This window comes from Massilia oculi (genome assembly GCF_017582745.1).
Taxonomy (GTDB): domain Bacteria; phylum Pseudomonadota; class Gammaproteobacteria; order Burkholderiales; family Burkholderiaceae_D; genus Telluria; species Telluria oculi_A.
The window spans coordinates 1-9,736 of sequence record NZ_JAFVIM010000048.1 but is presented as its reverse complement, the minus strand read 5'-3'; the positions used below and the strand labels follow the sequence as shown (position 1 = coordinate 9,736).

At 61.3% G+C, this 9,736-nt stretch carries 9 protein-coding genes; 8 read left to right on the top strand and 1 reads right to left on the bottom strand.

The window, feature by feature from the left end; all coding sequences use genetic code 11:
- Positions 1-107 precede the first annotated feature (107 nt).
- From J3U95_RS27510 to J3U95_RS27475, 8 genes are all read left to right on the top strand, one after another.
- Positions 108-992, top strand: a complete 885-nt coding sequence (locus tag J3U95_RS27510; RefSeq protein WP_208281665.1) for a TolC family protein — start codon at positions 108-110, stop codon at positions 990-992.
- A gap of 3 nt (positions 993-995) precedes the next feature.
- The gene (locus J3U95_RS27505; RefSeq protein WP_109343487.1) at positions 996-2,228 is read left to right on the top strand and encodes an efflux RND transporter periplasmic adaptor subunit; all 1,233 of its coding nucleotides are present in this window, start codon (positions 996-998) and stop codon (positions 2,226-2,228) included.
- Between the two features lie 36 nt (positions 2,229-2,264).
- Entirely contained in the window at positions 2,265-5,450 is a 3,186-nt protein-coding gene (locus tag J3U95_RS27500) for an efflux RND transporter permease subunit (protein ID WP_208281664.1), read from the top strand.
- Positions 5,451-5,498: 48 nt separating this feature from the next.
- Entirely contained in the window at positions 5,499-6,935 is a 1,437-nt protein-coding gene (lpdA, locus tag J3U95_RS27495; RefSeq protein WP_109343485.1) for a dihydrolipoyl dehydrogenase, read from the top strand.
- 24 nt (positions 6,936-6,959) lie between these two features.
- Positions 6,960-7,463: a signal peptidase II gene (gene lspA, locus J3U95_RS27490; RefSeq protein ID WP_205289050.1), complete on the top strand. Its 504-nt coding sequence runs from the start codon at positions 6,960-6,962 to the stop codon at positions 7,461-7,463.
- Positions 7,464-7,663: 200 nt separating this feature from the next.
- Positions 7,664-7,984: a hypothetical protein gene (locus tag J3U95_RS27485; RefSeq protein ID WP_162819332.1), complete on the top strand. Its 321-nt coding sequence runs from the start codon at positions 7,664-7,666 to the stop codon at positions 7,982-7,984.
- 182 nt (positions 7,985-8,166) lie between these two features.
- A complete protein-coding gene (locus J3U95_RS27480) occupies positions 8,167-8,529 on the top strand; it encodes a CzcE family metal-binding protein (RefSeq protein ID WP_109343484.1) in 363 nt (120 codons plus the stop codon).
- Positions 8,530-8,747: 218 nt separating this feature from the next.
- Positions 8,748-9,422: a cytochrome P450 family protein gene (locus J3U95_RS27475; RefSeq protein ID WP_208281663.1), complete on the top strand. Its 675-nt coding sequence runs from the start codon at positions 8,748-8,750 to the stop codon at positions 9,420-9,422.
- Here the strand turns inward: J3U95_RS27475 and J3U95_RS27470 are convergent.
- Positions 9,396-9,677: a hypothetical protein gene (locus J3U95_RS27470; protein ID WP_208281662.1), complete on the bottom strand. Its 282-nt coding sequence runs from the start codon at positions 9,675-9,677 to the stop codon at positions 9,396-9,398. The genes J3U95_RS27475 and J3U95_RS27470 overlap by 27 nt on opposite strands.
- Positions 9,678-9,736: the final 59 nt, after the last annotated feature.

The window sequence follows — 9,736 nt, the reverse complement described above, 5'->3', positions numbered from 1 at the left end:
GTTGTGGACCTACAATCACGACCGGCCTAACATGGCGCTCGGCGGTATTACGCCAAAACAGAAATTGGCGCTCGCCGCTTAACCTCTACTTTTAGCGTGCTCTAAAAATGGGGGGATTACCCGCGGAAGCGGAGCTGACATTTCTGATTACCGAGGCGTTCGTTACCCTTGCTGCCAACGAGCGCTATGTCGCGATCGCAAAAGCTGGTCATGAACTGGCTGCGCGTGCTCACCATGCAGCACGCGAACGGGTGCGCGTCGGAAAAGCATCTCCAATAGAGGAGCAAAGGGCGGACGTGCTGCGAATCAATACGGAGGTTCGTCTGGGCAAAGCACTACGCGCCGCCGAACTGGCCCAGAAAACGGTCGCACGGCTGACAGGCACGGCGATGCCGCTCACGATCGCGTCCACGTGGTTCGAGCAAATAGAACGCAGCGAGATGACGCCGGCAGCAGGGCAGGGGTTGGCGATCGCAACAGCAGAGGCCGAGGTGGCCGCTGCGGAAGCTCGCGTCGATGCGGCCAGGCGCGACCGGATACCGGACGTAACGCTGACCGCAGGCATGCGCCGTTACGGCGAATCGTCCGACAAGGCCGCTGTGCTCGGCCTGTCGGTCCCACTGCCATTGTTCAATCAGGGCACGGCCGCGCTGGCGCGCTCGCGGGCGGAATTCGATCGGGCTTCCGCCGCGCGCCGCGGCGTCGCACTGCAATTCGAGCAATCCAGCGCGCAGGCGGAAGCCGAGGTGGCCGACGCATTGGCGGCCGCACGGGCCGCCAATGGCCCCGCGCTCGCCGCCGCAGAAGAAGCGGCGCGCATCGCGAGGATCGGATACGCCGAAGGAAAATTCCCGCAACTCGAATTGATCGAGGCCGAGCGCTCTTTGGCCGAAACCCGCGAAAGCTCGGTCGACGCGCTCGCAGCACTCCATACTGCCCGGGCACGTCTGGCTCGGCTCCAAGGTTCCAACTCTCCAATTTATAAGGATTGACCCATGCAAGCGGTATTCCGATCGGGCCTGTGCGCCGCGATGATCCTGTTGAGCGCATGCTCCCCCAAGCCAGAAACAGCCCCTAAAGTAGCGGCCGAACAGGGTGAAAAAACGGCGACCGCCTCAGGCGAGAAAGCCGAGAAGGCCGAGAAGAGCGGCGAAGCCGGCGAGCGGGGCGAAGCTGCGGAGAGAGAAGGCGAAGCCGAAGCCAAGGAAGATTTTGTATCGCTATCGGACCAGCAAATCAAAGCCGCGGGTATCGAGATCATGCCGGTTCGACAGTCCTTCGCTGGGGCGGTCGAGGCGCCTGCAGTCATCGCGGCAGACCCGAAGCATGCAGCCGTCGTCTCGAGCGCCGTTGGCGGCCGGGTTGTCGAGGTCCGGCGCAACCTGGGCGACCCGGTCGCTCGGGGCGACGTGCTGGCTGTAATCGAAAGCCGTGACGTAGCCCAGCTCAGGGCCGACGTTGAAATCGCCAAGCGGCAGTACGAGCTCTCGCAAGCCACGTTCGCGCGCGAAGAACGTCTGTTTGGCGAAAAAGTCACCTCGCGACAGGAATTCGAAATTGCGCGCAATGCCGCGCAAGAAGCACGCACCCGCCTTCGCCTGGCCGAGCAACAACTCGCCGCCGCCGGGGGAACGGGCGGAGGGCAGCTTAACCGGCTGATGCTGCGCTCCCCGATCAAGGGCAACGTCACGGCGCGGCAGATCGCCCTGGGCGACATCGTCGCGCCGGACGCACATCTGTTCGAAGTGGCCGACCTCAACGAACTGGCCGTCGAGCTTTCGCTGTCGCCGAACGACGCCGCCCGCGTCACCGTCGGCACTGCGGTGGACGTGTCGATTGATGGCCGCACCGGCGCAGGCCGCATCACCCACGTATCGCGCGTCCTCGATCCCGCCACCCGCCAGGTACGCGCCATTGCACGGCTGTCGAACGGGGAGGGAAGCTGGCGCATCGGCGAGACGGTCAGGGCATCGATCGCGCTCGAGGGCGGTACCGGCGGCACCCAGCTGGCCATTCCACGGACCGCCGTGCAGACGGTGGAGGACAAGCCGAGCGTGTTCGTCCGGGAGAAAGAAGGGTTCGCGATCAAGCGCGTCGTCCTCGGCGGTAACGCGGCCGGCTACGTCAAGGTGGTGTCCGGCCTCGACGGCAAGGAACAGATTGCGGTCAGCAATACTTATCTGCTGAAGGCGGAGCATGGCAAGGGAGAGGCAGGGGACGATGACTGATTTCCTCGTTCAACGGCTCCTGAAGGATACCCAACCATGATTGCTCGCATCGTCAACTTTTCCGTTGCGCGGCGGTGGCACGTCCTCATCGCCACCATCCTGCTGTCGATCCTCGGCGCATTCGCACTGACGCGCCTGCCGATCGACGCGGTACCGGATATCACCAACACGCAGGTGCAGATCAACGTCGTCGCACCGGCGCTCGCGCCGGCCGACGTCGAACGACAGGTCACCTATCCGATCGAGACGGCGTTTGCCGGCATTCCCGGACTGGAATCCACGCGCTCGTTGACCAGGCATGGATTTGCACAGGTCACGACGGTCTTCAAGGACGGCACGGATATCTATTTTGCTCGCCAGCAGATAGCGGAGCGGCTGCGCGCCGTCGAGCGCAACTTGCCCCCGGGTGCTACTGCGAGCCTGGGTCCGATCGCGACCGGGCTTGGCGACGTCTACATGTGGACGGTGGAGTACGCCTCCAAGCCGGCCCAGAAAGTCGGTACGTCGGCCGGCTTGCAGGCGGACGGAAGCTATATCACCCCGGAACGGGAAGTGCTGCGCGGCGCTGTTGAGAAGGCTACCTACCTGCGCACGGTGCAGGACTGGATCGTCGCACCGCAGCTCAAGAATACCGAAGGGCTGGCGGGCGTCGACGTCATCGGGGGCTACGTCAAGCAGTATGTGGTCACGCCGGATCCGCAACGACTAGCGGCCCTGGGCATCAGCCTGACGATGCTGGGCGAGGCATTGGAGCGCAATAACACGAGCGCCGGCGCCGGCGTCGTCGTCCAGAACGGAGAGGCCCTCACCGTCAAGGCCGATGCGCGCATCACCTCATCCGAAGAACTGGCAAAGACCGTCATCACCACCCGTAACGGCACGCCAGTGCTGGTGTCGCACGTCGCTAGCGTCGGCCTGGGGCAGGAGGTGCGTTTCGGCTCGGCGTCCGAAGGCGGCCAAGAGGTCGTCGTCGGTACGGCCGTGATGCGCATTGGCGAGAACAGCCGGACCGTTGCCGCCGCCGTCGATGTCCGACTCAAGGAAATCGCACATTCCTTGCCGCCCGACTTGCTCATCCGGCCAGTCCTCGACCGCACTCGGCTGGTCGATGCCACCATCAAGACCGTGGCAACCAATCTGACCGAAGGCGCGCTTCTGGTGATCGCCGTCCTGTTCGCGCTACTCGGAAACCTGCGCGCGGCGCTGATCGCCGCAGCCGTTATTCCGGTCACCATGCTCCTGACCTCGGCGGGCATGCTCGAGGCGGGACTCTCGGCAAATTTGATGAGCCTGGGCGCGCTGGACTTCGGCCTGATTGTCGATGGCGCCGTGATCATCGTAGAGAACGCGCTGCGCCGCATCGCCGAACACCAGCATGCGACTGGCAAAACTCTTACCAAAGCGGAGCGCCTTGATACCGTTGCGGCCGCCGCGCGCGAAATGATCAGGCCAAGCGTCTATGGCCAGGCGATCATCATTCTCGTCTATGTCCCCCTGTTGACGTTCCAGGGGGTGGAAGGCCGGATGTTCGCACCGATGGCGGTAACGGTGATTCTGGCCCTGGTATTCGCTTTCATTCTTTCTCTTACCTTTGTGCCGGCGGCGATCGCGCTATGGCTTTCGCGCCATGTCAATGAAAAGGAAAACCGACTGGTCAAAGCCGTATCCACGTCCTATGCACCTTGGCTGGACCGTGCACTCGCGAAGCCCAAGCTGACCGGCGTACTAGCGACCGTCGGTTTTGCGGGCGCGCTGGGTCTGTTTACAACGCTGGGCCAGGAATTTCTCCCGACCCTCGACGAGAAAGACGTGTTGCTGCAGGTCGCCCGCATTCCCGGAACCTCCCTGGACCAGAGCCAGGCGATGCAGTTCGCTGTCGAGAAGGCGGTCGGCAAGCTGCCCGAGGTAAAGCTGGTCTTCTCCCGAACAGGTACGGCTGAACTGGCCGCCGACCCTATGCCGCCGAATATCACGGACACCTTTGTCATCGTTAAAGACCGTTCGGAATGGCCGGAACCCGGGATGAGCAAGGCCGAGCTGGTTGAGAAGATCGAGAAGGCGGTTGCAGGCATCCCGGGCCAGAACTACGAGCTGACCCAGCCGATCCAGATGCGCTTCAACGAACTGCTGGCCGGCGTACGGGGCGACATTGCCGTCAAGGTCTACGGCGACGATTTCAACGCCATGATCCGCACCGCCGAGCAGGTTGCCGAAAAACTGCGTGCGGTCGAGGGCGCGGAGGACGTCCGGGTAGAGCAGGTGCAGGGGCTTCCGCTGCTCGATGTGCGGCTGGACCGCGACGCCATGGCGCGGGTTGGATTATCCGCTCAGGACGTGCACGACACACTGGCGGCAGCCATCGCGGGCCGGGAGGCTGGTTCCATCTATGAAGGCGACAGGCGCTTCGACGTGGTGGTGAAAGTGGGTGAGACCAGCAGGAACGATGTGGAAGCCTTGCGCCAGTTGCCAGTGCTGACGCCAAGCGGCAGTTTCGTGCCGCTGGGGTCGGTGGCCGCGCTGGAGACGGCCAAGGGACCGAACCAGATCAGTCGCGAGAACGGCAAGCGTCGCGTCGTGGTACAGGCCAACGTGCGCGGACGTGACATCGCCAGCGTGGTCAGCGAAGCGCGCGCAAGCATCAACGCGGACGTACGGGTGCCCGCCGGTGCATGGATTACCTGGGGCGGGCAATTCGAGAACCTCGAGCGTGCGCGGATGCGTTTGGCAGTCGTGGTACCAGCCTGCTTCGCGCTCATCATCGCGTTGCTGTACTCGGCTGTTGGGTCTTGGCGTTCGGCCGCGGTCGTGTTTACGGGCGTGCCTCTCGCCCTGATCGGGGGTATCGCCGCACTCTGGCTGCGTGGCATGCCGTTTTCGATCTCGGCGGCCGTTGGATTCATCGCACTGTCCGGCGTCGCTGTCCTCAACGGGCTGGTAATGGTGGGCTCGATCGACGACGTGGCGAAACAGCTTCCGTGGGCACAAGCGGTGCGCGAAGGTGCGCTGCGGCGCCTGCGCCCCGTCTTGATGACGGCACTGGTCGCATCGCTGGGCTTCGTCCCGATGGCATTGGCAACCGGCGCCGGCGCCGAGGTGCAGCGGCCGTTGGCCACCGTTGTGATCGGAGGCCTGATCTCCGCTACGATCCTGACGCTGTTCGTGCTGCCGACGCTTTACCAGCGCTTCGCCCGTCCGCCCGAGAACGTGGCGGAGGGAATTTGAACAGTCCAGTAGAGTGAACGCAAGGACTCGAACATTGGAAGGAATCACATGAAAGCGCAATACGACCTGGTCATCGTTGGCGCGGGTTCAGGCGGGTACATCGCCGCAATCCGCGCCGGACAACTCGGCTTGTCCGTGGCCTGCATTGAATCGAATCCTTACGCCGCACCCGACGGCCAGGCGCGCCCCGGAGGAACCTGCCTGAACGTGGGATGCATTCCATCCAAGGCATTGCTTGCGTCGAGCCACCTGTACGAACAGGTCGTCCACCACACCGCCGAGCACGGTATCACCACTGGCGGCGCGGCGATCGAGGTCGACAAGATGATCGATCGGAAGGACGGGGTGGTCTCGAAAATGGCCAAAGGGATCGAATACCTGTTCAAGAAGAACAAGGTCGACTTTATCAAGGCGCGCGCGCGCTTCGTCGGGATGCAGGACGGGGTATATTCCCTGGAAGTCTCGGCCGAAAATTCCGTGCAGGAGATCAGCGCGGGTAACGTGATCATCGCCACCGGGTCGAAGCCGCGCCAGCTGCCAGGCACCCGGATCGACAATGCAATCATCTGCGACAACGCCGGAGCGCTCGATTTCCGCGAGGTGCCGAAACGCCTGTGTGTGGTTGGCGCCGGCGTGATCGGTCTCGAGCTAGGCTCAGTGTGGCGGCGCCTGGGTGCGGATGTCACCCTGCTCGACGCCATGCCGGACTTCCTGCCCGGCTGCGACACCGCCGTGTCCAAGGAAATGCTCAAGCTGATGTCTGGCCAAGGGCTGAAATTCGACCTTGGCGTGAGCATCGACAGCATCGCGCTCAGCGGCGGCGGGGTGCAGATTTCGTATCGCGACCGTGCTGGCGCCGCCAAGGAGCTCGCTTGCGACAAGGTGATCGTGGCGATCGGGCGCGTGCCCAATACGGATGGGTTGGGAATCGAGGCAATTGGCCTGGAGCTTGACCAGCGCGGCTATGTGCCGGTCGATGAACACTGCCGCACGATATTGCCGAACCTGTTTGCCATCGGTGACGTCGTGCGCGGGCCAATGCTTGCGCACAAGGCCGAGGAAGAGGGAATCATGGTCGCCGAGATCGTCGCAGGGCAATCCGGGCAGGTGAATTACGCCGCCATCCCCTTCATCATCTACACGAGTCCCGAAGCCGCGTGGGTTGGCAAGACGGAGCAGGAACTGGCACGCGAAGGCCGCGCATTCAAGTCGGGACAGTTCCCTTTCTCGGCCAACGGGCGCGCACTCGGCCACGGCGACGCACAGGGGTTTGTCAAGGTCCTAGCCGATGCCGAGTCGGACCTTGTGCTGGGCGTGCATATCGTCAGCTCGCTCGCGTCGGAAATGATCGGTGAAGCGGCAATGGCGCTCGAGTTTTCGGCGTCTTCGGAGGACATTGCCCGGATCTGCCACGCGCACCCGACATTGTATGAAGCAATCAGGGAAGCGTCGCTCGCTGTCGACAAGCGTGCGCTGAACATCTGACCGTCAACTGTATAGGAACCGATAGTGGCCAAACCCTTTTCACCGCTCGCTGCCGTGTTGGTCGCCGGGCTTATCGCACTTGCCGACCTGGTCACCAAGGCCGCAATCGTGGAACATCTGGCCTACGGCCAGCAGATCGAGTTGTTACCCTTGTTGAACATCGTCCATGTGATCAACCAGGGAGCGGCGTTCGGTCTTCTGGCCACGGCCGGCGGATGGCAACGCTACCTTTTCATTGTTGTAGCCGTACTCGCGTCGATCCTGATCGTCCGGATGATCCGGAAACCTGAAACAGGCTCCGCGGAAAGGATCGCTCTGGCGATGATCCTTGGCGGAGCGGTTGGCAATCTCGTTGACCGAACTGCGCGGATGGGCGTCGTTGACTGGATCGATGTGCATGCAGGAGCGCATCACTGGCCAGCTTTCAACATCGCCGATATCGGGATCACGGTCGGCGCCACGCTCATCGTTTTGCACGCGCTGTTCGGTGGCCGTGCAGCACCTCCGGTATCCGACAAGACCCGATAGTCATCGCCCCCTGGACGCGCACTGCCACCCGAAGCATGGCCAGTCGCGCGGGGCGGTCTGAACAGGGCGACGATCCAGCCCATACAGAACAAACATAATCAGATCTACAACAATTCGAGACCCATGTTTCTGCCCGGCGGGCGTTGTAAAATTTGCCATACTCCAGTGTTCTCTTCCGTAACCGAGCAGTCAAGGACTCCATGAAGCGCCTGTTTCTGATCATATTGTTCGCGCTTTTGCCCTTACAGACTGGCTGGGCGGCAGGATGGTGCGTGATTTCCGACGACGCGTCGGCCATCGCAGCGGTATCCGACGTAACCGGGGCTGCAAATCCGATAGACGTGCAGCTCGAAGCTGGCTGCAGCGCAACTTGTGTATCGGCATGCGACTTGCAGCCCCTCGGCAGCGATTCTTCCGTGATCGAATGGTCAGGGCTGTCGCGCTCCTATCCCGGCAGACTCAATCAGCTAAATTACCAGTCTCCAATACTGGACGGCCCGATTCGGCCGAAATGGCACTGATCATCGAAGCCGGCAACTACCGCCTGCGCTTGATGGGTAATCGTGCACAAGCACTGCACGACCCCATCCGTCTCTACAAATAATGCAGCCGCAACTGACTTACTCCCGACCATGGCGGCCCACAATCGGCCACGTCGAGAGTCAGTGCGCTTGAAAAATCAAACATTCAACAGGAAAATTCAATGAAAACTCACATCAACTTCTTATCCGCGGTACTTCTCGCGTGCATGTTCATTCCACTCGACTCGCGGGCCAATGAGGGGGGCATGCCCTCAGAGAGCGCCGCAGAAGCGAAGACTGGTAGAGCAGCACCGTTCGGCTACTCCTCCAATGCAGCGCCTGACCGCGTTATCACAATAGTGGAAGGCAAGACCAGATCGATTCACGTCAAGCGACTCGAGACTGTCCGTATTGTAGACGGTCCAAGAAACCTTACCTGGACCTTCGATACGCTCGGCCTGTCGCCGATCTCCTTGGCGAACATCCTTCCAAACGCAACGAACGTAACAATCTATGTTGAGGAAAGTCCAATGTACGCCAACTAAGCTTCGCCATTTGGCGTTCTGGTAGGGCGCTATCACTAGTTCGAAGCCGCCCGCGGTTTCGAGCTAGTGTGAAGCCTGATATGCAATCTACCGGGCGAATACAAGCCGGGGGCACGTACCCCACGTGCGACGCTATTGATATGAGCAGTGCTGAAACAAGCGCCGCTTAACTACGTGCTCGGGCAGTATGAAGACGGCTCAATTTGACGGAGACGCTCATGCATGAGATACCGCGAGATGGTGTTCCAGACAGTACTCTTTCGTTCGCCCGGGACGGCTATCTTTTCATTACTAAACGTTGTACGCGCCTGGGGACCGACCTGTTTCGCCCACGACTGATGCTTCAATCGACGGTTTGTATGCGCGGCGAAGAATTGGCCAGACTATTTTATGACAATGAGAGGTTCAAACGCACCGGTGTTGCTCCATCGAGACTCCAGGAAACACTGTTTGGCCGAGGAGGCGTGCAAGGACTGGACGGTAATTCCCATCGGTGCCGAAAGGAAATGTTTCTCTCCTTGATGAGCGCCGAGCGTATTGCGGAACTGGCGGAGCTCAGTGCCGCGCAATGGCACAGGTCCGCGGCAAATTGGGAGCGCCGCTTCCAGGTGGTTTTATTCGACCAAGCGTGTGAAAGCTTGTGCCGGGCCGTCTGTGCCTGGACAGGAATCCCGCTGGTTGAGTCCGAAGTCAGGAGTAGAACGGATGACTTCGTAGCGATGATCGATGCTGGCGCGGCGATCGGTCCAAGACACTGGCGTGGAAGATGGGCGCGAAACCGCGCTGAGCGCTGGATCGAGGGTCTGGTAGAAGATGTGCGTCATCACCGGCTAACGGTGGATGAAGACTGCGCACTATATGCGATCTCATGGCATCGCGATTTGTCTGGGTAATTGCTCGACAAGCGAACTGTGGCGGTGGAACTCATCAACGTTGCAAGGCCAACGGTCGCGGTCGCCTGGTATATCATGTTCGCGGCCATGGCTTTGCATCAGCACCCGCAATGCGGTGAGCGTTTGCTGGCTGCCGAAGCGCACTACCTCGATTATTTCGTTGAAGAAGTCCGCAGGTTTTATCCGTTTTTCCGGCTTTGTTGCACAAATCGGCCCATCAGCGGCCGAGGCGCAGCACGGGTAAACTGACGGCATGATTGCTCCCGTAAAGCTGAAGTACCGAACGACCAACTGGAAAGACTACAACGCGGCAT